The organism is Porticoccus sp. GXU_MW_L64, from assembly GCF_052983295.1.
The window spans coordinates 114,262-137,442 of the sequence record NZ_JBRKJK010000004.1 but is presented as its reverse complement, the minus strand read 5'-3'; the positions used below and the strand labels follow the sequence as shown (position 1 = coordinate 137,442).

The 23,181-nt window shown below is 56.8% G+C and carries 27 protein-coding genes and 1 other RNA gene; 9 read left to right on the top strand and 19 right to left on the bottom strand.

The genetic code is table 11. The features are described 5' to 3' along the window. Positions 1–14 precede the first annotated feature (14 nt). The 6 genes from ACVBEJ_RS03830 to ACVBEJ_RS03805 all read right to left on the bottom strand — a co-directional run bounded on the left by ACVBEJ_RS03830 (position 15) and on the right by ACVBEJ_RS03805 (position 2,946). Entirely contained in the window at positions 15–737 is a 723-nt protein-coding gene (locus ACVBEJ_RS03830) for an SIMPL domain-containing protein (RefSeq protein ID WP_447128277.1), read from the bottom strand. Between the two features lie 77 nt (positions 738–814). Next, a complete protein-coding gene (gene rpiA / locus ACVBEJ_RS03825) occupies positions 815–1,486 on the bottom strand; it encodes a ribose-5-phosphate isomerase RpiA (RefSeq protein ID WP_447128276.1) in 672 nt (223 codons plus the stop codon). Positions 1,487–1,527: 41 nt separating this feature from the next. Then, positions 1,528–2,109, bottom strand: a complete 582-nt coding sequence (locus ACVBEJ_RS03820) for a 5-formyltetrahydrofolate cyclo-ligase (protein WP_447128275.1) — start codon at positions 2,107–2,109, stop codon at positions 1,528–1,530. 101 nt (positions 2,110–2,210) lie between these two features. After that, positions 2,211–2,389: non-coding RNA, 6S RNA (ssrS, locus tag ACVBEJ_RS03815), on the bottom strand. A 25-nt stretch (positions 2,390–2,414) separates the two neighbouring features. After that, positions 2,415–2,720 (bottom strand): cell division protein ZapA, encoded by a 306-nt coding sequence (locus tag ACVBEJ_RS03810; protein WP_447128274.1) that lies wholly within the window; start codon positions 2,718–2,720, stop codon positions 2,415–2,417. A 16-nt stretch (positions 2,721–2,736) separates the two neighbouring features. Next, positions 2,737–2,946 carry a TIGR02449 family protein gene (locus tag ACVBEJ_RS03805; RefSeq protein WP_447128273.1) on the bottom strand — a complete coding sequence of 70 codons (210 nt, stop codon included), beginning with the start codon at positions 2,944–2,946 and terminating at the stop codon, positions 2,737–2,739. Positions 2,947–3,165: 219 nt separating this feature from the next. Between ACVBEJ_RS03805 and ACVBEJ_RS03800 the strand changes: the two genes are divergently transcribed. Genes ACVBEJ_RS03800 through ACVBEJ_RS03790 form a run of 3 tightly spaced genes read left to right on the top strand, consistent with a single transcriptional unit; the run spans position 3,166 to position 6,422 of the window. After that, complete coding sequence (locus ACVBEJ_RS03800) at positions 3,166–3,720, top strand: UPF0149 family protein (protein WP_447128272.1); 555 nt, start codon at positions 3,166–3,168, stop codon at positions 3,718–3,720. Then, positions 3,720–5,048 (top strand): Xaa-Pro aminopeptidase, encoded by a 1,329-nt coding sequence (pepP, locus tag ACVBEJ_RS03795; RefSeq protein ID WP_447128271.1) that lies wholly within the window; start codon positions 3,720–3,722, stop codon positions 5,046–5,048. The genes ACVBEJ_RS03800 and pepP overlap by 1 nt, the downstream gene beginning before the upstream one ends. 12 nt (positions 5,049–5,060) lie before the next feature. Then, positions 5,061–6,422: a leucyl aminopeptidase family protein gene (locus ACVBEJ_RS03790; protein ID WP_447128270.1), complete on the top strand. Its 1,362-nt coding sequence runs from the start codon at positions 5,061–5,063 to the stop codon at positions 6,420–6,422. 54 nt (positions 6,423–6,476) lie between these two features. Here ACVBEJ_RS03790 and ACVBEJ_RS03785 read toward each other — a convergent pair whose 3' ends face one another. The 9 genes from ACVBEJ_RS03785 to ACVBEJ_RS03745 all read right to left on the bottom strand — a co-directional run bounded on the left by ACVBEJ_RS03785 (position 6,477) and on the right by ACVBEJ_RS03745 (position 13,092). Next, positions 6,477–6,854, bottom strand: a complete 378-nt coding sequence (locus tag ACVBEJ_RS03785) for a YbaN family protein (protein WP_447128269.1) — start codon at positions 6,852–6,854, stop codon at positions 6,477–6,479. Beyond that, positions 6,851–7,990 (bottom strand): radical SAM family heme chaperone HemW, encoded by a 1,140-nt coding sequence (hemW, locus tag ACVBEJ_RS03780; RefSeq protein WP_447128268.1) that lies wholly within the window; start codon positions 7,988–7,990, stop codon positions 6,851–6,853. Before hemW ends, ACVBEJ_RS03785 begins: the two co-directional genes overlap by 4 nt. Positions 7,991–8,083: 93 nt before the next feature. Continuing rightward, a complete protein-coding gene (gene rdgB / locus ACVBEJ_RS03775; protein ID WP_447128267.1) occupies positions 8,084–8,689 on the bottom strand; it encodes an RdgB/HAM1 family non-canonical purine NTP pyrophosphatase in 606 nt (201 codons plus the stop codon). Positions 8,690–8,694: 5 nt separating this feature from the next. Then, the gene (locus ACVBEJ_RS03770) at positions 8,695–9,129 is read right to left on the bottom strand and encodes a DUF4426 domain-containing protein (protein ID WP_447128266.1); all 435 of its coding nucleotides are present in this window, start codon (positions 9,127–9,129) and stop codon (positions 8,695–8,697) included. 16 nt (positions 9,130–9,145) lie between these two features. Next, entirely contained in the window at positions 9,146–9,736 is a 591-nt protein-coding gene (gene metW, locus ACVBEJ_RS03765; protein WP_447128265.1) for a methionine biosynthesis protein MetW, read from the bottom strand. A gap of 1 nt (position 9,737) precedes the next feature. Beyond that, the gene (gene metX / locus ACVBEJ_RS03760; protein WP_447128264.1) at positions 9,738–10,904 is read right to left on the bottom strand and encodes a homoserine O-succinyltransferase MetX; all 1,167 of its coding nucleotides are present in this window, start codon (positions 10,902–10,904) and stop codon (positions 9,738–9,740) included. A 17-nt stretch (positions 10,905–10,921) separates the two neighbouring features. Continuing rightward, positions 10,922–11,470, bottom strand: a complete 549-nt coding sequence (locus ACVBEJ_RS03755) for a YggT family protein (RefSeq protein WP_447128263.1) — start codon at positions 11,468–11,470, stop codon at positions 10,922–10,924. A 75-nt stretch (positions 11,471–11,545) separates the two neighbouring features. Continuing rightward, the gene (gene proC / locus ACVBEJ_RS03750) at positions 11,546–12,379 is read right to left on the bottom strand and encodes a pyrroline-5-carboxylate reductase (protein ID WP_447128262.1); all 834 of its coding nucleotides are present in this window, start codon (positions 12,377–12,379) and stop codon (positions 11,546–11,548) included. Beyond that, positions 12,376–13,092, bottom strand: coding sequence for a YggS family pyridoxal phosphate-dependent enzyme (locus ACVBEJ_RS03745; RefSeq protein ID WP_447128261.1), 717 nt, complete (start codon positions 13,090–13,092; stop codon positions 12,376–12,378). The genes proC and ACVBEJ_RS03745 overlap by 4 nt, the downstream gene beginning before the upstream one ends. A gap of 251 nt (positions 13,093–13,343) precedes the next feature. Here ACVBEJ_RS03745 and ACVBEJ_RS03740 point away from each other — a divergent pair, with 251 nt between their 5' ends. Both ACVBEJ_RS03740 and ACVBEJ_RS03735 read left to right on the top strand, forming a co-directional pair. After that, positions 13,344–14,378: a type IV pilus twitching motility protein PilT gene (locus ACVBEJ_RS03740; RefSeq protein WP_289154977.1), complete on the top strand. Its 1,035-nt coding sequence runs from the start codon at positions 13,344–13,346 to the stop codon at positions 14,376–14,378. Between the two features lie 127 nt (positions 14,379–14,505). Further along, positions 14,506–15,651 carry a PilT/PilU family type 4a pilus ATPase gene (locus ACVBEJ_RS03735; protein ID WP_447128260.1) on the top strand — a complete coding sequence of 382 codons (1,146 nt, stop codon included), beginning with the start codon at positions 14,506–14,508 and terminating at the stop codon, positions 15,649–15,651. 133 nt (positions 15,652–15,784) lie between these two features. On the opposite strand, the gene ruvX is transcribed toward ACVBEJ_RS03735, so the two are convergent. The 4 genes from ruvX to gshB all read right to left on the bottom strand — a co-directional run bounded on the left by ruvX (position 15,785) and on the right by gshB (position 18,900). Beyond that, positions 15,785–16,216, bottom strand: a complete 432-nt coding sequence (gene ruvX / locus ACVBEJ_RS03730; protein ID WP_447128259.1) for a Holliday junction resolvase RuvX — start codon at positions 16,214–16,216, stop codon at positions 15,785–15,787. A 108-nt stretch (positions 16,217–16,324) separates the two neighbouring features. Then, positions 16,325–16,930 carry a YqgE/AlgH family protein gene (locus ACVBEJ_RS03725; protein ID WP_447128258.1) on the bottom strand — a complete coding sequence of 202 codons (606 nt, stop codon included), beginning with the start codon at positions 16,928–16,930 and terminating at the stop codon, positions 16,325–16,327. Between the two features lie 108 nt (positions 16,931–17,038). Beyond that, the gene (locus ACVBEJ_RS03720; protein ID WP_447128257.1) at positions 17,039–17,947 is read right to left on the bottom strand and encodes an energy transducer TonB; all 909 of its coding nucleotides are present in this window, start codon (positions 17,945–17,947) and stop codon (positions 17,039–17,041) included. Then, positions 17,944–18,900 (bottom strand): glutathione synthase, encoded by a 957-nt coding sequence (gene gshB / locus ACVBEJ_RS03715; protein ID WP_447128256.1) that lies wholly within the window; start codon positions 18,898–18,900, stop codon positions 17,944–17,946. The genes ACVBEJ_RS03720 and gshB overlap by 4 nt, the downstream gene beginning before the upstream one ends. A gap of 352 nt (positions 18,901–19,252) precedes the next feature. On the opposite strand from gshB, the gene pilG reads away from it, so the two are divergent. The 4 genes from pilG to ACVBEJ_RS03695 all read left to right on the top strand — a co-directional run bounded on the left by pilG (position 19,253) and on the right by ACVBEJ_RS03695 (position 23,152). Continuing rightward, complete coding sequence (gene pilG / locus ACVBEJ_RS03710) at positions 19,253–19,645, top strand: twitching motility response regulator PilG (RefSeq protein WP_447128255.1); 393 nt, start codon at positions 19,253–19,255, stop codon at positions 19,643–19,645. 55 nt (positions 19,646–19,700) lie between these two features. Beyond that, positions 19,701–20,063 (top strand): twitching motility response regulator PilH, encoded by a 363-nt coding sequence (gene pilH, locus ACVBEJ_RS03705; RefSeq protein ID WP_447128254.1) that lies wholly within the window; start codon positions 19,701–19,703, stop codon positions 20,061–20,063. Between the two features lie 2 nt (positions 20,064–20,065). After that, on the top strand, positions 20,066–20,605 hold the full coding sequence (locus tag ACVBEJ_RS03700; protein WP_447128253.1) for a chemotaxis protein CheW: 540 nt from the start codon (positions 20,066–20,068) through the stop codon (positions 20,603–20,605). Positions 20,606–20,716: 111 nt separating this feature from the next. Then, positions 20,717–23,152: a methyl-accepting chemotaxis protein gene (locus ACVBEJ_RS03695; protein WP_447128252.1), complete on the top strand. Its 2,436-nt coding sequence runs from the start codon at positions 20,717–20,719 to the stop codon at positions 23,150–23,152. Positions 23,153–23,181: the final 29 nt, after the last annotated feature.

Below are 23,181 nucleotides of genomic sequence, written 5' to 3'. Positions count from 1 at the left end.
TTTCAGGTATAGCGCTAATCCGTTAAATAAAAAGTGATTGTGGTCACCACGCGAACATCTTTTTCAATTTTTTCGGTGTCACCGTAATTTTTGCCGGCATCCCGCACATAAAAGCTGCCTTGCCGGGCATCGCGTATACCGCCCACTTTGACACCGGCGTTTTCGGCAAATTCACTGGCGGCGATACGGGCGTTGGTGGTGGCCTCTCTCAGCATTTCCGGCTTGATGTCATTGAGTTGGGTAAAGCGATAGGAGGGCGCGCGGTTGCTGATGTTCATGCCGGTGGCAATCAGTTTGTTCACTTTGGTGCGTACTTCCGCCACCAGGTCCACTTTGCCGGTTTCCACACTGATGGAGCCAATCAGCTGGTGGGATTGGTCCACCAGATTTTGGTCTTCATCCCGGTATTCCTGATAGCGGTAATCCACCACGCCAATATCCAGTTCGTCTGCGGCAAAACCGTTTTCCTGCAACAGGGCAATAATGGTTTGCTGGTGCTTTTCGGCCTGTTGGTAGAGCGCGGGGATTTCGGCTTTGGATTTGCCGTCAACGGTAAACTGGATTTGCCAGTTTGCCTGGTCGGATCGCACCCGGCGTTCCGCCAGCCCTTTGGCCTCGGCGGTATTGAGCGCTACTTTGGCGTTGTACATGGTCTGGCCGATAAAGTAGCCGCCCGTAGCAAGCCCGGCAGCGATCAGCAGGGCGGTGAGAAAGTGGTTGGTTTTTGGTGTGCTCATGGGTGTGTCCCTGCGTTTTTTATCGGTTCCTGTTGTGCAATAAGCCTCACATGAAAACAGTGGAAATTCGCTGGAGTTTACTTCTCTATTTTCTGCACGCCGTCCTCGTTGCCCAGCAGCAACACATTCGCCGGTCGCTGGGCGAACAGGCCGTTGGTGACTACACCAACTATGTTGTTGATGTGCACTTCGGTGTCTTTTGGGTTGGGTATGCTGAAATTGTACAGGTCGAGTATGACATTGCCGTTATCGGTCACAACCCCTTCCCTGTACACCGGGTCACAGCCCAGTTTGGTCAGCTCCCGGGCCACGTAACTGCGGGCCATGGGGATCACTTCAACCGGCAGGGGGAAGCCTCCCAGGGTGTCTACCCACTTGCTGCCGTCGGCGATACAGACAAACTCTTTGCTGGCGGCGGCGACGATCTTTTCCCGGGTAAGGGCGGCGCCACCGCCCTTGATCAACTCCAGCGCCGGGTTGGTTTCGTCGGCACCGTCGATGTAGATATCCAGGGTGCCGGCGCTGTTGAGGTCTACCACCTCAATACCGTGGCTGCGCAGGCGCTCGGCGGAGGCTTCGGAGCTGGCTACGGCGGCGTGAAATCTGGCCTTGTGTTGCGCCAGTGCATCGATAAAACAGTTGGCGGTGGAGCCGGTGCCAATGCCAATAACGCTGTTGTCGTCGATGCGGGTCAGGGTGTAGTCCACGGCGGCTTGGGCAACCGCTTGCTTGAGTTCGTCTTGGGTCATTGGGGGGCTCGGCATGGCTGATAAAAGCGGCATTATAGCCGTTATCGGCAGCGAATCACGGCTGATTCCGTGGCAATGGCGTCCAGAGGAATATCCCAGGGGTTGGTGGTAACTTCGTCCAGCTGCTGACAACTGTGGGCCAGGCCGATCAATATGGGCCGTCGCCGGGCGGTTTTGGCGAAGGCCAGGGTGCGGTCGTAAAAACCGCCCCCCATGCCGATGCGGTTGCCTTTGGCGTCAAAAGCCACCAGTGGCATCAAGATCAAATCCATGGCCCAGGCTGGCACAATGCGGCTGCCGCCAAGGGGGGGTTCCGGGTAGCCAAAATAGCTGACCGCCAGGCGGTCGCCGCTGCGGTAGGGCGCAAAGTGGATGCGGTTTTGTTTCAGCGGGTGCAGTACCGGCAAATAGCAGCGTTTAGCCGCTGCTTCTGCCAGCAACAGGGTGGGCAGGGGGTCTATTTCACCGTCGTTGCCCAGATACAATGCCACGCGCCGGGCATGACGAAAGGCAGTGAGGCGGGAGATTTGCCTCGATAAGCCCTCGGCGGCATGGCGCTGTTGTTGCCGTGACAGGCTGCGACGGCGGTGGCGAATTTCAGCACGGATTTGGTTTTTGTTCATTGATGAGGCTTTGTTTGACGTTGGGTGTTCGACGTTTGACGAAGAGCTTTGACTCGGCAGTGGTGCCGGGCATCTTACCGTTCAACGTCCAACGTCCAACTGAGTGCCCCAGAATGCCGCTGCCAACGTTAGCCTTGAACCGTACGATTCAAGGTGGAGGCTCCAGTGCCACATCAGGCTTTCCGCCGCACGGACTTGCACAACAGTGGCAGCAAGGAACTTCCGGGTGTAACGCTATCGGCTCAGGACATTCGTTGACTGGCGAACACCCCAGGGTGAGGCCATTATAGCGTCTGAAGTGCGGGTTAAAACAGTTGCGCGTTCTCAAACTCTAAAAGAGCGTCGTCCAGGTTGTTGTTCAGGTTGACCAGGCGCTGTTCCATTTCTTTGCCCATCGCGCCTTCCTGTTCGACTTTCATCAGGTCGTAAGTCAGGTTGAGCCCGGCCATCACCGCAATGCGCTCCAGCCCCAGCACGTTGCCGCTGTTTTTGATATTGCGCATGCGCTGATCCAGGGCGCGGGCTGAATCCAGCAGGGCCACGCGTTCATCCGGCGGGCAGCTGACCTGGTATTCCTTGTCGAGAATACGAATATTGGTGGTGTCGCTCACGGTGGGCTCCTTGCGCTCAGGCTTCGCTGTTCAGGCTTTTCAGGCGGGTGATCATGCCCTCCACCCGGTTGCGGGCCTGCTCGTTTTTCTCGATCAGTTTGCCGCGCTCTCGCAACAGGCCGGCCTCCCGCTCTTTCAGGGCTTTGTTTTCCTGGTGCAGCTGGGTACAGAGCGCGATCAGGCGATCCACTTTCTGCTCAATCTGTTGAAGTTGGTCTTGCTGCATGGGCGCGTGTTTACCTCAGGGGAGCCGAGTGGCTACGTATTAACCGCTAACTATATTGTGAGCCATAGCAAGGGTCAACGATTTAAAGTGGTTTCTAGAATATGGCGCTAGCCTCTGTGATTATCGGCACTTTCTGTGACATTTTTTATAGCAGAGCCGGGGCTTGGGTTGTGTGTTAGCATTTGCATTTATTTTGTGCGAGAACAGCTTGTAAATGCCATGAACGTTGATTTTGAAACCGTTGCCGATGCCTTTTTTAATGCGGGTATTAACGAGAGTCCCTCGGAACTGCACGGCATGTTGTGTGGCCGTATCGCCGGGGGGCAAAAGCTCACAGACGATACTTGCATGGCTGCCATTGCCGAGCACTACCCGGAAGATGCCGATAAATTCTCTGCCATCTCCGAACAATTGCTCGCCCTTGGCAAACTGGCCGGTGAAAAATTGCGCGATACCGGCTTTGGCTTTGAATTGTTGCTGCCAGACGATGATTACGAATTGGCCCAGCGGCTCGACAGCCTCGGCCAGTGGTGCCAGGGGTTTTTAGTGGGCCTGGGGCTGTCGGGGCTTTCCAGTGATACTCAATTTTCCGCCGATGCCGCTGATGCGCTCAAGGATCTGGCGCAGATTGCCCAAATCGACCCCGCCGAGCTGGAAAGTGAAGAAAGCGAAACCAACCTTTTTGAAGTGACAGAATACGTTCGCATGGCGGCACTGATGGTGCACTCTGAAGTTAACACCCTTGCCAGCGCACAACAGCCCACCATTCATTGATGGCCATATCCAACGCCGAGTTTGCTCGCCGCCGTCGCACCCTGATGAACCTGATGGGCGACAACAGCATTGCTGTGTTGCCCGCTGCACCGGTGCGGGTGCGCAGCCGCGATACCGAATACCCGTACCGCCAGGACAGCGACTTCCACTACCTGTGTGGCTTCCCGGAGCCGGAGGCCGTGCTGGTGTTGCTGCCCGGTCGCGAGCAAGGGGAGTTTGTACTGTTCTGCCGGGAGCGAAATCGTCAGCGGGAAATCTGGGACGGTTACCGCCAGGGCCCGGAAGGGGCTTGTCAAAATTACGCTGCGAATGATGCTTTCCCCATTGGCGATATCGACGATATTCTGCCGGGCCTGCTGGAAGGGCGCGACCGGGTGTACTACTCCATGGGGCGTCACCCGGAGTTTGACAATCAGCTGATGGGCTGGATAAACCACATCCGCGGCCAGGTGAAAACCGGCGCCGTGCCCCCCAACGAATTCAGCGACCTGGATCATTTTCTCCACGACCTGCGGCTGTTCAAAAGCGGTGCTGAACTCAAGGTGATGCGCCGTGCCGGACAAATCAGCGCCGCTGCTCACCGCCGCGCCATGGAAGTGTGCAAGCCGGGGCTGTACGAATACCAGTTGGAAGCGGAGCTGCACCATCAATTCACCCTGGACGGTGCCCGCTCCCCAGCCTACAGCTCTATTGTTGGTGGTGGCGCCAACGGCTGCATTCTGCACTACGTTGAAAATCAAGACCGCCTCAAAGATGGCGACCTGGTGCTGATTGACGCCGGTTGCGAACTGCAAGGCTACGCCTCTGATATTACTCGCACCTTCCCAGTGAATGGGCGCTTTAGTGCAGAACAGCGCGCCCTTTACGATATTGTGCTGGCGGCGCAGCAGGCGGCGTTTGAGCAGGTAAAGCCGGGCAATACCTGGAGCGCAGGCCACGATGCCGCTGTTAAAGTGATCGTTGCCGGCCTGGTGGAGTTGGGTTTGCTGCGCGGCGACCCGGAACAGCTGATCGAAGACGGTGCCTACAAAGAATTCTATATGCACAAAACCGGTCACTGGATCGGCCTGGACGTACACGATGTGGGCGACTACCGGGTAGACGACCACTCCCGTGTATTGGAGCCGGGCATGGTGCTCACGGTGGAACCAGGTATCTATATCGCGCCGGACAATCTTAATGTGGAAAAAAAATGGCGTGGCATTGGTATTCGCATCGAAGACAACCTGGCGGTTACCGCCGATGGCCATGAAAACCTGACAGCTGATGTGCCCAAGGCAGCGGATGATATTGAACGACTGATGGCCAATGGCCAGCAAAATACATAAGGCAGACAACCCATGAACCCTCTTTTAATCGCTGGAAACCACGGCACCCCAATCACGTTGCTGGAAACCGCCAACTACGAAACCTGGTTTGAACAGCAGCCAGAGCCCCTGCAAAACTGGCTGGCCAGTACCGAATACAAAGGCAAAGGCATTAGCCTGGTGCCCGGCGAGGATGGTGTTTTGAACCGGGTTGTGCTTGGCGTGAAAGACGCCAACAGCTATTTTTTGTGCGGCGATTTGCCCGCCCGTTTGCCCGCTGGCGACTATCGCCTGGAAGCAGACGAAGCCCGGCAAAAGCTGGCGGCATTCAGCTGGGGGTTGGGGGCTTATCGTTTCGACCGCTATAAAAACAGCGAAGAAAAAGAACGCCCGCAGTTGGTGCTGCCCACACAGGAGCTGGTGGACGAGGCCGACAAACTGGTGCAGGCGGTGGCGCTGGTGCGGGATATGGTCAATACCCCGGCCGGTGACATGATGCCTGAGCATATGGCGGAAACCGTCGCAGCGTTGGGCGCAGAATTTGGTGCCGAAGTAACGCAGATAGTGGGAGACGATTTGCTGGCCGAGAATTACCCCACCATTCACGCTGTGGGCCGTGCCAGTGTGCACCCACCGCGATTGATTGATTTGCGCTGGGGCGATGAAAACCATCCCAAAATTACCCTGGTGGGTAAAGGCGTGTGCTTTGATAGCGGCGGCCTGGATTTAAAGCCTGCTGCCGGTATGCGCTTTATGAAAAAAGACATGGGTGGTGCCGCTCATGTGGCGGGCCTGGCGCGACTGATCATGTCCCATAACCTGCCCGTGCGTTTGCGGCTGTTGATTCCGGCAGTGGAAAACGCCGTATCCGGCAACGCCTTCCGCCCCGGTGATGTGATTACCACCCGCCAGGGATTAACCGTAGAAATCGACAATACAGATGCGGAAGGTCGCCTGGTGTTGTGCGACGCACTCACCGAAGCCTGCACCGAAAGTCCAGAAATGATTGTCGACTTCGCCACCCTTACCGGTGCTTGTCGAGTTGCGCTGGGCACGGAATTGCCGGGATTTTTTAGCGACGACAAAACCCTGGCGTCTGACCTGATGGACAGCGGCGAGCAGGTCGGCGACTCGGTGTGGCAGCTACCCCTGCACAAGCCTTACAAACAAATGTTGAAAAGCGAAATCGCTGATATGACCAATTGCGCCAACGGCCCCTTCGGTGGTGCTATTACCGCTGCCCTGTATTTGCAGGAATTTGTCGAACAAGATATCCCCTGGGTGCACTTCGATATCATGGCCTGGAACAACCGCAAACAACCCGGTCGCCCGGTGGGTGGCGAGGCGTTTGGAATGCGGGCGGTGTTTGAAGTGTTAAAGCAGCGTTACGGCTAACCGTAATACCGAACGATGTCACTCCCGCGACGGCGGGAGTCGATGTTTTTGACCTTATGGGCTCCCGCTTTCGCGGGAATGTCTGGCCAGCCGGCAGAGATAAATACTGGTACACAAACCAATCCCGCCCAGCAATAAAAAACTCCACCATTGCCCCACAACCCACATGGAAATTCCCATACCCAGCCACAGCGCCGCCAGCGCCCGGTTGCGCACGGCCTTTGAAATACCTTCTCCCCGTTGATAGCGGGCGATAATAGGCCCCATGGTTTTGTGGGACAGCAGCCAGTGGTGAAAGCGCGGCGAGGAGCGGGCGAAGCAGGCGGCGGCCAGCAGTATGAATGGAGTGGTGGGCAGCAGTGGCAATACCGCGCCGATGGCGCCCAGTAACAGTGCCAGCCAGCCGCAGGAGATCAACAGCTGGCGCTTCACAGAAACGCTTCCAGTACGCTGTCGAGAAAGCGGTGGCCGTGAGCGGTGGTTTGCAAACGCTGTTGATCGGCAATCATCAATTTGCGCTGTTGCAGTTGTTGTCGGTTGGCTTGAATGTTGTTCAGTGGCAGGCCGGTGCGTTGCTGGAAAAGCTCTGTGGTAACGCCGTTATTCAGGCGCAGTGCGTTCATTAAAAATTCCACGGGCAGTTGCTCGGGTTGAATTTGTTCGACCGAGGCGCAGTAACTGTCGACTCTGGATAAGTAATCTTTTGGCGTTCGGGTTTTTCGGGTTCGAATCACTCGCTGTTCTTTTTTCAGGGTCACTTTGCCATGGGCGCCAGCGCCGATGCCCAGATAATCGCCAAATTGCCAGTAGTTGAGGTTGTGTCGGGATGCCTGCTCATCTCTGGCGTAGGCAGACACTTCGTATTGTTGAAATCCGCTGCCTGCCAACAGCTGTTGACCGCTGTCGAAAATGGCTTCCAGTAGCGAATCTTTCGGCAGTTGCGGTGGCTGGCGGTAGAAGGCGGTATTGGGCTCGATGGTGAGTTGGTACCAGGATATGTGGTTGGGTTCGATGGCAATAGCGCGGCGCAGGTCGTTGAGGGCGTCGTCCAGGGTTTGCCCCGGCAGGCCGTGCATCAGGTCCAGGTTGAAATTGTCAAATCCGGCGGCGCGAGCCATACTCGCCACGGTGTGCGCTTCGCGGGCGCTGTGAATGCGACCCAGCTGTTGCAGGTGCAGGTCGTCAAAGCTCTGGATGCCAATGGACAGCCGGTTGATGCCAGTGGTGCGGAAGGCGGCGAATTTTTCCTGTTCAAAGGTGCCGGGGTTGGCTTCCAGGGTGATCTCAATATCGCTGTCAAAGCCTATGAGCTGCTCCACTCCGTGCAGAATCTCCCCAATGGCCGATGCAGAAAACAGGCTCGGGGTGCCGCCGCCAAAAAAAATCGAATGGATCTTGCGGCCCTGTGTATAGGGCAGGTCGTTTTGCAGGTCTTGCAGCAGTGCCGCCACATATTCATTTTCGGGAATATCGCCCCCGGCGGCGTGGGAATTAAAGTCGCAGTAGGGGCATTTGCGTACGCACCAGGGGATGTGGATGTACAGGGAGAGCGGGGGCAGGAATAGCATGATTGACAGTATACAGGTTACAGGGCGGGCTTCGCCCTTACAGGTTACAGGGGCGCTCTGTCACCTGTAGCGCGCAGCGCGTCCTGTAATCTGTCACCTGAGCTTCGTCAGAAGCTCTGACATCGCTTTCCCCCGATGGCTGATCTGATTTTTCACCGCCTTTGGCAGTGCGGCACTGGCGCAGTTGTGTTCCGGCACCAGAAACAGCGGGTCGTAACCAAAGCCGTTTTCCCCCTGGGGTTCAAACAGGATGCGGCCTTCCCAGGTGCCCTGGCAGATCAGCGGGGTGGGGTCGTCCGGGTGACGCAGGTACACCAGCAGGCATTGGAAGCGGGCAGTGCGCTGTTCTTCCGGCACGTCTTGCATCAGTTCCAGCAATTTCTGGTTGTTGCGGGTGTCGCTGGCGCCTTCTCCTGACTCTCCATATGCAGAGAAGCGTGCGGAGTAAATCCCCGGCGCGCCTTTCAGGTGGTCCACTTCCAGGCCGGAGTCGTCGGCAATGGCGGGCAAGCCGGCGTAGTGGGACGCGCAGCGGGCTTTGAGAATGGCGTTTTCCACAAAGGTGCGGCCGGTTTCTTCCACGTCGGGAACGGAGAAGTCCGACTGCGGCAGTACTTCCATATCACAGTCCGCCAGCAGTTGCTGGAACTCGTTGAGTTTGCCGGGGTTGCCGCTGGCAAGTACCACTTTGTCAGTCATTGCCATTAATCTCTGTACATGGTTTTCTGGAATTTAAAGGTGTAATCGGGCTTGTTGGGGTCCGCTTTCACATCGATATTAAAGGTGAGGGCGTCTTTGTTATCAAACTTGAAAGATGCCAGATAGTACACAACGTCACCTTCTCGGATCTCAATAAAATCCAGTGTTTGCTGCTGCCCCAAAAGATTGGCGACGCCGCCCTTAACCAAGGCTTGCTGGCCGCCAAATGCTTTGTCAGCGGGCACCACGGCAATGTTTACCAAGCCGCGATTTTTGCCGCGCACAATGCTGTTGGCGGCGGCAACCTCAGCGGGAATAAAGCTGCTGTTAAAGGCGCTGTAGAAGATTTGATAACCGTCGTGCACTTTGTAGGTGCCGTTGTCCGCTTGGGCGGTAAATGCCAGCAGCAAGATGGTAAAAGCAAAGGCAAGTTTTTTCATGGCGGTGTCCCTGAGTTCAACGGCTGAGATGGTAGATGGCAGTTTCGGCAAACAGGTTGGGCCACACGCCTTTCAGTTGTTGGTCGGGGCTTTGCGTGGCCGCCATTTGGCGGTCGAGAATGTGGATGCCCATGTGGTCGCACAGTGCCTCAAAATCACTGACGGTGCAAAAGTGAATGTTGGGGGTGTTGTACCACTGGTAGCTCAGCTGCCTGGTGACCGGCATGCCGCCGCGGAACATCAGGTGGCAGCGGGCGCGCCAGTTGCCAAAGTTGGGGAAGGTGACAATGCAGGTTTTGCCCACCCGCAGCATTTCCTCCAGCACTTTGTGTGGCTCGCGCATTACCTGCAGTGCCTGGGTCATAATCACCGTATCAAAGCTCTTGTCGGCAAAGTTGGCCAGGCCGTTGTCGAGATTTTTCTCGATCACATTAACGCCGTTGCCGACACAGGCGCTGATCTGATGCGGGTCGATTTCCAGGCCATAACCTTCCACCTGTTGGTTCTCTTTCAGGGCTTTCAGCAAGCTGCCGTCACCACAGCCCAAATCCAGAACCCGGCTGCGAGGGCTGACCCAGTGCTGCAAAATATCGAAATCTACCCGCACGTTACGGCCCCTCAATATCGGTAGCGATGTTGTTCATGTAGTTGCCAAATACCGTGCGGTAGCGCTGATCCTGTAGCAAAAAGGCGTCGTGACCGTGCGCGGATTTAATATTGGCGTAGCTGACGTTGCGGCCAGCGGCCACCAGCGCGTCAACCAATTCTTTGGAGCGCTCCGGAGAAAAGCGCCAGTCGCTGCTGAACGACAGAATCAGAAAGTCGCACTGGGCCTGGCTGAAGGCGGCCACCGGGTCGTTGTCGTATTCCCGGGCGAGGTCGAAGTAATCCAGTGCCTTGGTCATCAGCAGGTAGGTGTTGGCGTCGAACAGGCCGGAAAACTTGTCTCCCTGATGGCGCAGATAGCTTTCCACCTGAAACTCGATGGGGGCATTGTTTTGCCCCAGCAGGTCGCCGCTGCGCAGTTCGCGCCCAAAGCGGCTGCCCATCAACTCGTCCGACAAATAGGTGATATGGCCGATCATGCGTGCCAGGGCCAGGCCGCGTTTGGGGGCGGTCTGGTGGCTCAGGTAGTCGCCATCGTGGTAGTCGCGGTCGGAGGTGATGGCGCGGCGTGCGGTTTCGTTAAAGGCAATATTCTGGGCGCTCAGCTTCATGGATGACGCGATCACCACGCAGTGACGCACCCGCTGCGGGTACAACAGCGCCCAGCGCATGGCCTGCATACCTCCCAGACTGCCGCCGATAACCGCAGCCCACTGGTCGATGCCCAGGCGGTCTGCCAGGCGCGCCTGGCTGTGCACCCAGTCGCGCACCCGCAGCGGCGGGAAGCTGGGCCCCCAGGGTTTGTCGGTGGCCGGGTTGGTGGAGCTGGGCCCGGTGCTGCCGTGGCAGCCGCCGATATTGTTCAGGGAGACCACAAAGAATTTGTCAGTGTCGATGGGCTTGCCGGGGCCGATGTAGTTGTCCCACCAGCCGGGTCTGTCGCCCTTGTGGTGGGTGCCGGCGGCGTGGTGGTGGCCGGACAGGGCGTGGCAGATCAACACCCCGTTGCTGCGCTCGCTGTTGAGCGTGCCGTAGGTTTCCACCACCAGTTCGTATGACCCCAGGCTGCGGCCACAGGCCAGCTCCAGCGGCTCGTCAAAATGAAAGCGCTGGGGCTCGATGATGCCGACGGAGTTGCTGGGCCATTGGGGTTGGCTGTTGTCTGTCATGGTCAGAAACTAATAAATTATTGCACTGCATTAAGCAGCGTGGAAAACAGCGGGCTGATCAGATGCCTGTCCAGCATCCACAGGGCGAACATGGTGATCATCAGGCTAAAGTCCAGGCCGCCAACAGGGGGGATCAGATTGCGGATCGGGCGGATCAGTGGTTCGGCAATCTGATGCACCAGCCGCAATCCCGGATGGTGCGATCCCGGAGCCACCCAGCTGGCAATAAAAATAATAAAAAAGCTGAACAGGTAGAGATTGAGCAATGTGTTGATGGTGTAGTAACCGGCGACGATCAGCAACCCGAGTGCGCTGCCGCCACCAAATTTGAGGGCTGCGATCAGGGTTTGAATGGCCAGCAGAATCACAAAGGTGGCGCTGTTGAATCGCCCGATGGCGGGAATCACCTTTTGCAGTGGATTCACCAATGGTGTTGTAAAGCGCACGACCATCTGGGATATGGGGTTGTAAAAGTCCGCCTGGGCCAGCTGTAGCAGCAGTCGAGCGGCTAGCAGGTAGCAATAAAAACCGCCGATAAAGCTGATTACGTCAGTTACAAAAGCCATTGGTTGTTATCCGTTATGTTTACTTTATTGTCGTCGTGCCAAATCGACAGGAAAGGTGAGTTATCGCGATGACGGTTAACCCTTATTCTCAGCCGCCATTTCCCGGCCCCGATCCCGGGCGCCGACCATGCCCTTGCGAATGGTATCTTCCAGCCCTTCATTTAGGAAGGTGGTTATGGCCCGATCGGTGGTGCCATTTTTGGAGGTGACCCGGCGGCGCAGTTCTGCGGGGTCGTGTTCGCCTTCAGCGGCCATGCGAGCGGCACCCAATGCGGTCTGAATGGTCAGGCGGCGGGCAGTTTTCCTGTCCAGGCCCAGTTCGGCGCCGGTTTTTTCCATCAATTCCATCAACAGAAAGTAATAGGCGGGGCCGCTGCCGGAAATGGCGGTGACCGCGTCCATCAGCTGTTCGTCCGCTACCCATTCGGCTGTGCCGACTGCCTGCAGCAGTTGTTGCGCTTGCTGTTGTTGGTTTGCGCTGACGTTGGCGTTGGCGTACAGACCGGAAGCGCCGCTGTGCAGCAGTGATGGTGTGTTGGGCATGCAGCGCACCAGGGCGCGGTTGCCGCCAAGCCATTGGTCGATCAGCCCGGTGGGAATGCCCGCTGCCACGGAAATGACCAGTGTGTGGTGATTCAGTGCCTTCGCCAGAGGTTCGCAGGTGGCTTGCATCATGTGCGGCTTTACCGCCAGTACCAGTACATCCGCCCAGGCTGCCAGGGTGCTGTTGTCGGTGCCGCAGTCGATGCCGTATTGCTGCGCTACCTGAGCGGCACTGGCTTCGGAGCGGGTGCTGGCGCGCACCCGGTCAGCGGGGTGGCCGGAGGCCAACAGGCCACCGATCAGACTGCCCGCCATATTGCCGGCGCCGATAAAGGCGATGCGCGGTGCATTGTGGTTGTCTGTCATAGGGTTCTCTTGCCAAAGATGTCTGTGCCAATACGCACCATGGTGGAGCCGGTCTGGATGGCGGCGTCCATATCTGCGGACATGCCCATGGAAAGAGTATCCAGGTGGTGTTGGTCGGGGAGTTGTCGGCGCAGATTATCCAGCAGTTGTGCAACAGAGGCAAAGGTTTGGTGCTGTTGCTGTGAATTGCGGCCGGGGGCGGGAATGGCCATCAGGCCGCGCAGTTGCAGATTCTTCAGTGGGGCGATGGCCGCCGCCAGTTGGGGTAGCTCCTGCGGGGAGACGCCGGACTTGCTGGCCTCGCCGTCAATATTGACCTGCAGGCAGATATTCAGAGGCGCCAGCGCTGCCGGGCGCTGGTCGTTGAGGCGCCGCGCCACCTTGATTCGGTCGATAGTGTGAACCCAATCAAAGTTTTCCGCCGCCGGACGGGTTTTATTGCTCTGCAATGGGCCGATAAAATGCCACTGGATGCCTTTACCTTGCAGTTGCTGAATTTTTTCCACGGCTTCCTGCAGGTAGTTTTCACCAAAACAGCGTTGCCCTGCCAGCCACGCCTGCTCAATGGCTGACACCGGTTTGGTCTTGCTGACGGCGAGCAGGGTGATGTCTTGGGGAGCGCGACTGGCGGCCGACGCAGAGTCAGCAATACGCTGGCGCACGCTGTCCAGATTGGCGCTAATTGAGGTTACATTAGACGGGTTTTGAGGCATATACTTAGAGCCTGGCTGTTGGGGGCTGAAGGGCTTCCATTTTAAAGCAATAAATACAGTAACTGTTCAGCTCACGTGTCAAAACGCACATGGCTGTGTTAAAAATTGATCATTTACACGTGTAAACTCACACTTACTTGATCAAAAAAGTCGCCTTGCCCTGCACGTTTTGACACGCAATCTGAACAGCTACAGTGCATGTTGAATAGTTACTAAATACATATAAATAACTAAACTACTGGGACGTATGGATGGATATTACCGAGCTGCTGGCGTTCAGCGTAAAACAGGGTGCTTCTGACCTGCACATTTCCGCAGGGCTGCCACCGATGATTCGTATTGACGGCGATATTCGCCGCATCAACTTGCCCCCCATGGATCACCGCCAGGTACACGCGCTTGTCTACGAGATTATGAACGACAAGCAACGCCGGGATTTCGAGGAGTTTCTGGAAACGGATTTCTCGTTTGAAGTGCCCGGTGTGGCGCGCTTCCGGGTGAACGCCTTTAACCAGAATCGCGGTGCCGGTGCGGTGTTCCGTACCATTCCTTCCCGTGTCTTGACCATGGAAGACCTGGGCTTTGGCCAGATATTCCGCGACCTGTCCATGTTGCCACGCGGCCTGGTACTGGTGACCGGCCCCACTGGTTCCGGTAAAAGTACCACCCTGGCGGCGATGGTGGATTACGTCAATGAAAACCGTTACCAGCACATTCTTACGGTGGAAGATCCCATTGAATTTGTCCATGAGAGTAAAAAGTGCCTGGTGAACCAGCGCGAGGTGCACAAAGACACTCACGGCTTTAACGAGGCTCTGCGCTCTGCCCTGCGGGAAGACCCGGATGTGATTCTGGTGGGTGAGCTCCGTGACCTGGAAACCATTCGCCTGGCCCTGACCGCAGCGGAAACCGGCCACCTGGTATTCGGTACCCTGCACACCAACTCCGCGGCCAAGACCATCGACCGTATTATCGACGTGTTCCCGGCGGCGGAAAAATCCATGGTGCGCGCCATGTTGTCGGAATCCCTGCAGGCGGTTATCGCCCAGACATTGATGAAGAAGATCGGCGGTGGCCGGGTGGCGGCTCACGAAATCATGGTGGGCACCCCCGCCATTCGCAACCTGATTCGCGAAGACAAAGTGGCGCAGATGTACTCGGCGATTCAGACCGGCGGTGCTCTGGGTATGCAGACCATGGATCAGTGCCTGCACAAATTGATCGCTCAGAAGGTGATTACCAAAGAGCAGGCGAGAGAGAAGGCCAAAATTCCGGATGACTTTTAACATGTCATCCTGAGCGCAGCGCGGCGATCTTTTGGAGCCTCTGACAAGTCTCAAAAGATTGCCGCGGTCGCTTCGCTTCCTCGCAATGACGACATTAATAAAATAACAATAGGGCAAGGTAACAATCATGGACTTCGACAAACTGCTCAAACTGATGGTGGAAAAAAAGGCATCGGACTTGTTTATAACCGCCGGTGTGCCCCCCTGTGTGAAGGTCAACGGCCAGCTGATGCCGGTCAACTCCGGCCCCATGAGCCCGGAGAAAGCCCGCGAAGCGGTGTTGTCGGTGATGGATAACGACCAGCGCAAGGAATTTATGCGCACCAAGGAACTGAACTTTGCCATCAGCTCCACCGGCCTCGGGCGCTTTCGGGTGAGTGCCTTTTACCAGCGCAACCACGTGGGCATGGTGCTGCGCCGTATCGAGACCAAAATCCCCTCCTTTGACGATTTGCACCTGCCGCCGATTCTGGCAGATTTGGCCGGCACCAAGCGCGGTATCATCATCTTTGTGGGTGCTACCGGCACCGGTAAGTCCACCTCTCTGGCATCCATGATTGGCCATCGCAACAACAACAGCAAAGGCCATATCATCACCATCGAAGACCCCATCGAATTCGTGCACCAGCACAAAGGTTGTATTGTCACCCAGCGGGAAGTGGGGGTGGATACCGAATCTTTTGAAGTGGCCCTGAAGAATACTCTGCGGCAGGCGCCGGATGTGATTCTGATTGGTGAGATTCGCTCCCGGGAAACCATGGAGCATGCGGTAACTTTCGCTGAAACCGGCCACCTGGTGATGGCCACACTGCACGCCAACAACGCAAACCAGGCGCTTGACCGCATTCTTCACTTCTTCCCGGAAGAACGTCACCAGCAATTGTGGATGGACTTGTCCCTGAACATGAAGGCGATGGTGGCACAACAACTGATCCCTGTCGCCGACGGCAGTGGTCGCCGCGCCGCTATTGAAATTCTGATCAACACCCCCCTGGTGAGCGATTTGATTCGCAAGGGCGATGTGCACAAAATCAAGGAAGTGATGACCAATTCCACCGAGCAGGGCATGCAGACTTTCGACCAGGCCCTGTACCGTTTGTACGACCAGGGAATTATCTCCTACGAAGATGCCCTGTCTCACGCCGACTCGAAAAACGACCTGCGCCTGATGATCAAACTGCAATCGGAAACCGATGCCAACTACCTGTCCAATGCCGCCGATGACTTGCAGGTGGAGGAGGAACAGGAAATGGATCCGTTTCGAAATTTTTAATCAGCCACCAGCTGATTGTGCTTAACTGGTCATTCTGAGCGCAGTGAAGGATCTCTCTTTGATGCAGGCTGCGAGATTCTTCGCTGCGCTCAGAATGACAGGATGACCCAGTCTGCTCGCCGCCCGCAGCCGTTTACGGTTCGCGACCGGATTCGGGCTCGGATAACCAACTTTCCATAATCAACTGTGCTGCAATCGCGTCCACCGGGTTGTCGCGGTAGTTCTCTCTGTGGTCTGCCATGGATTTGGCTTCCTGGGTAGTCAATCGCTCATCCACCATCAACACTCTAACCCCAAAGCGGCCATGAATACGGCGGGCGAATTTGCGGGCGCGGGTGGCGAAATCACTTTCGCTGCCGTCCATATTTAACGGCAGGCCCACCAGTACCAGTTCTGGTTGCCATTCGCGCAGCAGCTTTTTGAGATCGTCCCAGTTGGGGGTGCCGTCTTTGGCGCGCAGCTCGGTGAGGGGGCGGGCGCTGCAAGTAATGGTTTGCCCCACGGCGACGCCGATGGAACGGGTGCCGTAGTCGAAGGCAAGCAGGGTTTTAACCGGAAGGGCCATGGTTGAATGCGCCGTCATCGCGAGCGCAGCGCGGCGATCTTTTTGGGCTGGCTGCGTAGTTCGGAAGATTGCCGCGCTGCGCTCCTCGCAATGACGGGGAAATGGGAGCTAGGCGCGACCAAAGCCGTAACTCAGGTGTTGCAGGTTAACGCCTATGGTTGCCGCTGCCGCCCGATTGCGCTCGGCGAAAGGGGTGTGAAAAATGATGTCGGAATCGGCGGGCACGGTGAGCCAGGCATTGTCGGCGATTTCCTGTTCCAGTTGGCCTGCGCCCCAGCCCGCATAGCCCAGCACCACCAGGGCATCGCTGGGGCCATTACCCGCGGCCATATCGGTGATGATGTCCCTGGACGCAGTCAGGCTTACCTGGGGGGAAACCTTCATGGTGGATTCCCAGCATTGGTCATCACCGCTGTGCAGCACAAAGCCGCGCTCGACACTAACCGGGCCGCCGGAAAGCAGCGGCTGGCTATCCAGAGGGCTGTTGCTGTCCAATTGCATCTGCTCAAACACGGTGCCCAGGGGAACGTCCATGGGGCGATTGACCACCAGCCCCATGGCGCCTTCCTTGCTGTGGTCGCAAATGTATACCAGCGCTTCGGAAAAATTACCGTCCGCCATGGCGGGCATGGCGATCAGAAAGTGGTCGCGCAGACTGCCGCTGCGAGCTTCTTCGCTGGGGGGGATCAGGCTGGAGGTGCGTTGGGTTTTCATGGGGTAAGTATTGGGCTCGGAAGGTGGGATTTCAATAGTCAGTGGTTAGACGTTTGAAGTTAGATGTTCGACGAAGTGAGTTCGGAGTGAACGTCAAACATTCAACGTCTAACTGTCAGTCTTTAACTGATTGCCGGCGATAAATTGCCAGGTGCGAATGATTTCGAACTTGTCCCACTCACTTAGTTCACTCGGGAAAGGCTCAAAAGGTCCGGCCTGGCGTACGATGCGGATGGCGGCCTGATCCAGTATGGCCTGACCGGAGCTTTGAATAATCTCAATACTTTCCACATCGCCGTCGGGCAACAGGGTAACTGCCAGCCGCAGGTTGCCGTAGAGCCCCCGACGGCGGGCTTCTTCCGGGTAGTGGCTGTTGCCGGTTTGTTCGATGCGCTGCACCCAGTAGTGCATATAGGCGGCTTCGTCGGCGGAGCGGGTGCTGGCGGCGGTGAGCCGGTTGATGCGCGGCATGCGGCTGTATTCCTGCCGTTGTTGATCCAGCCGGGCCTGAAGGCTGGCCAGCTCCTGCCGTGTTGCCTGATCAAAATTTTCTTGTTGTTCGCCGCTGTCTTGCTCTGCTCGCTCGGCGCTGGGAGTACGGCGTTCGCTGGCGGCAGTGGTGGTCAGCAGGGCGGCGGCCTCGGCACGGCGACGCTGTTGTGGGGTGGCGGCCACTGGCTCGGTTTCCTGCACCGCCGGTGCGGGCAGGGGCGATTGCCGGTCGGTGGTGATCTGGGCTTTTTCTGCCTGGTCGCCACTGCCCTGTTGGTTGTGTTGCGCCAGGTAGTCGGCGTCTTCCGGTGCCTGCTGGCTGTTGTGCTGTGCCAGTGTCACTTCCAGTGTAGGGGCTGGCGGGTTCGACAGGGCGATGGTAAAGCCGATGCCAAAGATAATCAGCGCGTGTACCGCAATGGCCAGGAACAGGGCAAAGCCCAACTGGTCGCCGCCGCTGTCGATGGGTATCTGTGCTTGCTCGGCGTTGTGAAAGCTGTTTTTGTCAGTTGCGGGTTGGCTCAACTGGCTGTACTCAACTTTTGTTCGATTACATCCATCAGCTGACCGGCGATGTCAGAACCACTGTCGCGGTCAATTTCCTGAATGCAGGTAGGGCTGGTGACGTTGATTTCGGTGAGGTAGTCGCCAATCACGTCCAGGCCCACAAACAGCAGGCCGCGTTTTTTCAGTTCCGGGCCCACTTGTTCGGCAATCCAGCGGTCCCGGTCACTGAGTGGCTGCACAACACCAGAACCTCCGGCCGCCAGGTTGCCGCGCAATTCCCCCTGGCTGGGGATGCGCGCCAGGCAGTGCGATATGGGTTCGCCGTCCACCATCAGAATGCGTTTGTCACCGGCTTTGATTTCCGGAATATAGCGTTGCGCCATGATGGTTTGCTGACCGTAATTGGTGAGGGTTTCGATAATAACGCTGAGGTTGGAATCGTCGCCCTTGACGCGAAAAATGGCGGAGCCGCCCATGCCATCCAGGGGTTTGTAAATGGTGTCGCCGTGCTCCCGGTGAAAGGCTTTCAGCTGTTGTTCATCGCTGCTTACCAACAGCGGCGGGGTGCATTCCGGGAACAGGGTGGCGAATACTTTTTCATTGCAGTCCCGCAGGCTTTGCGGCTTGTTGACCACCAGTACGCCGTCGCGCTCGGCGGCTTCCAGAATATAACTGGAATAGATGTATTCGCTGTTAAAGGGCGGGTCTTTGCGCATCAGCACCGTATCCAGCTCTGCCAGTGGCCGAATTTGCGGCTCTCCCAGTTGGTAAAAATTATCCGGGTCGGCAACAACCTGGAGCGGACGCATACGGGCGGTGGCCGTGCCATTGTCCAGCGCCAGATCCCCCTGTTCCATGTACCAGAGGCCCCAACCCTTGCGGCTGGCGGCCAGCATCATGGCCAGGGTAGTGTCTTTGCGGTAGTTGATAGTGTGGATCGGATCCATGATCACGCCGAGCTGTATGGTCATACTGATACCTGTATCACGTTTTGGCAGTAGGAAGTTCGTATGATAACGGTGTTTGCGCACCGCCGTTAGTGTGACGGCGTGCCGAAAATGTCGGCAAGGCCGGGCCTAAAACTCAGTGTTAAAGGCAATAGGCTAAAGGTAAGTGGTTGGCGCTCCTCTGGCAACAGCAATTGGTGTTTTTGTGGCCCGAGGCAGAAAGCGGTTTTTCCTGGCCAGTTTGGTGTTAAGCCTGCGGGTTAAGTCCGCGATAGTATGTGCCGATAGAATGTGTTACAAAAGCTCCGTGGGCTAACCCTTGGCAGCGCACAGAATAATAACGAATTTAATACTAAAAACAGTGGTGTTGTAAGTTATGGAAGAGAGCCGCAAAGATCTCAAAGTGATGGTGATTGACGACAGTAACACCATTCGTCGTACGGCGGAGACGCTGCTGTCCAAAACCGGTTGCGATGTGATTACCGCCGTGGATGGTTTTGACTCTTTGTCAAAAATTGCCGACAGCCAACCCGACGTTATTTTTGTGGACATCATGATGCCCAGGCTGGACGGTTACCAGACCTGTGCGCTCATCAAAAACAACAGCCAGTTTCGTCACACGCCGGTGATTATGCTGTCCAGCAAGGACGGGCTGTTTGACAAGGCCAAGGGGCGAATTGTCGGTGCCGACGATTACCTCACCAAGCCATTCAGCAAAAACGAATTATTTGAGGCGTTGGATCGCTACGCGCAACCGCAAACCGCGTAATTGCGCACCTGCTACCCTGCCCTCAAAAAATAATAACTAAGGGGTTATTTCCGTTATGGCAAAAGTGTTAATCGTAGACGACTCTCCCACCGAGACTCACAAACTCACCACCATGTTGTCCAGGGGTGGCCACAATGTCTTGTCTGCCGAGTCTGGCGAGCTGGGCATTGAAATGGCCCGCCAGGAGCAGCCGGATGTGGTGCTGATGGATATTGTAATGCCGGGGCTCAATGGTTTTCAGGCCACCCGTCAATTGACTCGCGGTGAGGAAACCAGTCATATCCCGGTGATTATTGTCACCACCAAAGACCAGCAGACCGACCGGGTGTGGGGCGCTCGCCAGGGCGCTCGCGCTTACCTGGCCAAACCCGTCAACGAAAAGAGCCTGATTCAGGCCATTAATGACGTGGTGGCCTGACCGTGGGATTGCGCGCTTCTTCCGCATTTCAAACCCTGGTGGCGCTGGATACCTACTGCCGCCAGAGCGATCGCCGCCTGCCCAGCGAAGAACAGGTGGTGCCCACCGTATCGGTGGTTTGCTTTGCCCTGCAGGGGCAGCAATTTGCGGTGCCGTTCAGCGATATTGTTGAGCTGCTGGAAGTGCCTGCCTGTACCCGCCTGCCACGGGTGCAAAGCTGGGTACGTGGGGTGGCTAATGTTCGTGGCCGCCTGCTGCCCATTGTCAATCTCGCGGAATTTGCCGGTTCCCGGCTGACCACCGCTCCCAAGCAACAGCGGGTGTTGGTGATGGATATGCACGGAGTGTTCGCCGGTTTGCAGGTGGATGAAGTGCTGGGTATGCGCCACTTCCCGGTGGATACCTTTGTCGAGGAAGTGGAAGACTGCGGCGCCATCTCCGCTTACCTGGAAGGTGGTTACCGTGATGGCGACAAGGTGTGGGGCGTATTCCGACCCCTGCGGTTGGTGAGCGATGTGCGCTTTTTAAGCGTTACCGCCTGACACATATATAAACAAAGTAACGACACAATAATAAAAGGGTGTCTCTAAAAATAGTGATATTTTTGGAAGTGCTCTAAACAGAACATCAGATTGAGTTCACGGAGAAATACCATGATTAGCGGTGCCAAAAAGGCAAAATTCAGCGGCCTGCAACTGTTACTGGCGATCTTGCTGGTAGCGGTGCTGGGATTCGTCGCCTACAACGTGTGGATAGTGATTCAGGATTCCGCACGGGACAGTGATAACCGTGAGAAAGTGGGCGAACTGCGCTCGTTGTCTTCGGCATTGGCGGGGCCATTGCGGGAAGCCACCAGCGGTAACCGCGAGGCATTTGACACCCTGTCGGGCCAGGTGGCCAGCATCGACAGCACATGGTCACAGCTGAAAGCGGAATTGTCTGGCGAAGCGCAAATGGCGGGTACTGCCCTTGCCAATATGGAGCGCAGCTGGGGGGCGGTAAAAAGCAATGCCGAGGTAATCCTCAACGACAAAGACACCATCCTGCTGCTCAATGAAGTGGCCGCCAACCTCAATGACACTCTGCCCGCACTGCAGGAAAAGCACGTAGAAGTGGTAGACCTGCTGATCAGCGGCGGCTCCCCTCGCGATCAGATTGCCACGGCTCAGGGCCAGGCGTGGCTGGCGGAGCGTATTGGTCGTAATATCGACAAAATGCTTGCAGGCGGTGTTGCCTCGGAAGCGGCTGCGGACCAGTTTAACCAGGATGCCCGCACATTTGGTGTGGTGCTCAATGGCCTGCTCAAAGGCGATACAGCCATGGGCATCAGCCGGGTGGCCAATCGCCGGGCGCGCGCCAGTCTGGACGAGGTGAACCAGCAGTTTGAATTTGTCAGCGGTCAGGTGGAAGAAATCTACAACGCCACGCCGAAACTGTTCGCTGCCCGCAAAGCCAGCGAAGCGGTGCTCAACGAATCCAGCGGCCTGGTGAATGAGATTACCTCTCTGGGTGAGGCCATTGACGGCCTGCAGGGGGAGCGTCAGCTCAATCAGCAAACGGCTTTGCTGGGTGGTGGTTTGGCCATTGTCCTGGTGATCATGATTATTGTGCAGTCCCTGGTGGCGACACGTCGTCGTTCACTGGAAGCGGCGGAAGAAAACGACCGCAACCAGAATGCTCTGATTCGGTTGCTGGATGAAATCGGTGACCTGGGTGAAGGTGACTTGACTGCCGAAGCCACGGTAACCGAAGACTTTACCGGTGCAATCGCTGACTCCATCAACTACGCCATCGGCCAACTGCGCGCTCTGGTGGCTCGTATCCAGGATTCAGCGGAAAACGTAAACGCCTCCGCCAGTGAAACTCGCGCCACCGCATTGCAACTGTCGGAAGCCTCCGAACACCAGGCCCAGGAAATCATCGGCGCCTCCGCAGCCATTAATGAAATGGCGGTCACCATCGACCAGGTATCCACCAACGCCTCGGAATCGGCGGTGGTGGCGGAGCGCTCGGTATCCATCGCCAAAAACGGCGGTGAGGTGGTGCGGGACACCATTGCCGGCATGGACACCATTCGCGAACAGATTCAGGATACCTCCAAACGAATCAAGCGCCTGGGTGAATCCTCCCAGGAGATTGGCGACATCGTAAGCCTGATTAACGAAATTGCCGACCAGACCAATATCCTCGCCTTGAACGCCGCTATTCAGGCGTCCATGGCCGGTGAAGCAGGGCGCGGTTTTGCGGTGGTTGCGGATGAGGTACAGGGCCTGGCGGAACGCTCGGCGGCGGCTACCAAGCAGATTGCCTCACTGGTGAAAACCATTCAGACCGACACCAACGAAGCGGTGAGCTCCATGGAGTCCACCACCACCGAAGTGGTGAAAGGGGCCGACCTCGCTCACAACGCCGGTGTTGCTCTGGAAGAAATCGAAAACGTATCCGCTGACCTGGCGGAACTGATTCAGGATATCTCCTCGGCGGCGCGGCAGCAGGCGAAGACCGCCAGCCATGTGTCCGGCACCATGAACGTGATTCAGGAAATTTCCTCGCAAACGCTGTCCGGTACCACCACCACTGCATCGTCGGTTGGTGAGTTGGCGGAAATGGCCGTTGATATGCGCGAGTCGGTGAGTGGCTTCAAACTGCCAGGGCAACAGTCCGTTGCATCGGTACCCGCTGCTGGCCCTGTGGACGCTGTGCAGCAGGAAGAACCCGATCAGGAAGACCTGACGGAGCAGGATGTGCCACTGGGCAACGAGGATTTTGACCGTCACCCGGAAGAATTCGCCAGCTTTAAGCCGCGCTTTGCCGAGGATGCTGATCAGCCTGAAAGCGACGAGCCGCAAGCTACCGAAGAACTGGTTGCCATGGCAGAAGATATCGCCGACACCTTGGCAGAAGACGAAACCAGTGAGCCAGAAACCGTGGAAGCAAACGACCTGGATGGCCTGGATATCGCCGCCGATGCGGATTATCTGGCCAGTGGCGACAGTGATCTGGACCTGGACGCGGAGCCAGCGACGGACGACCAGGACTTTATGGTCGAGCTGGATGGCGACTTGGAAGACGACAAAGATCGTTACTAACTATTAATTGGGTATTGGGGGTACTGGAA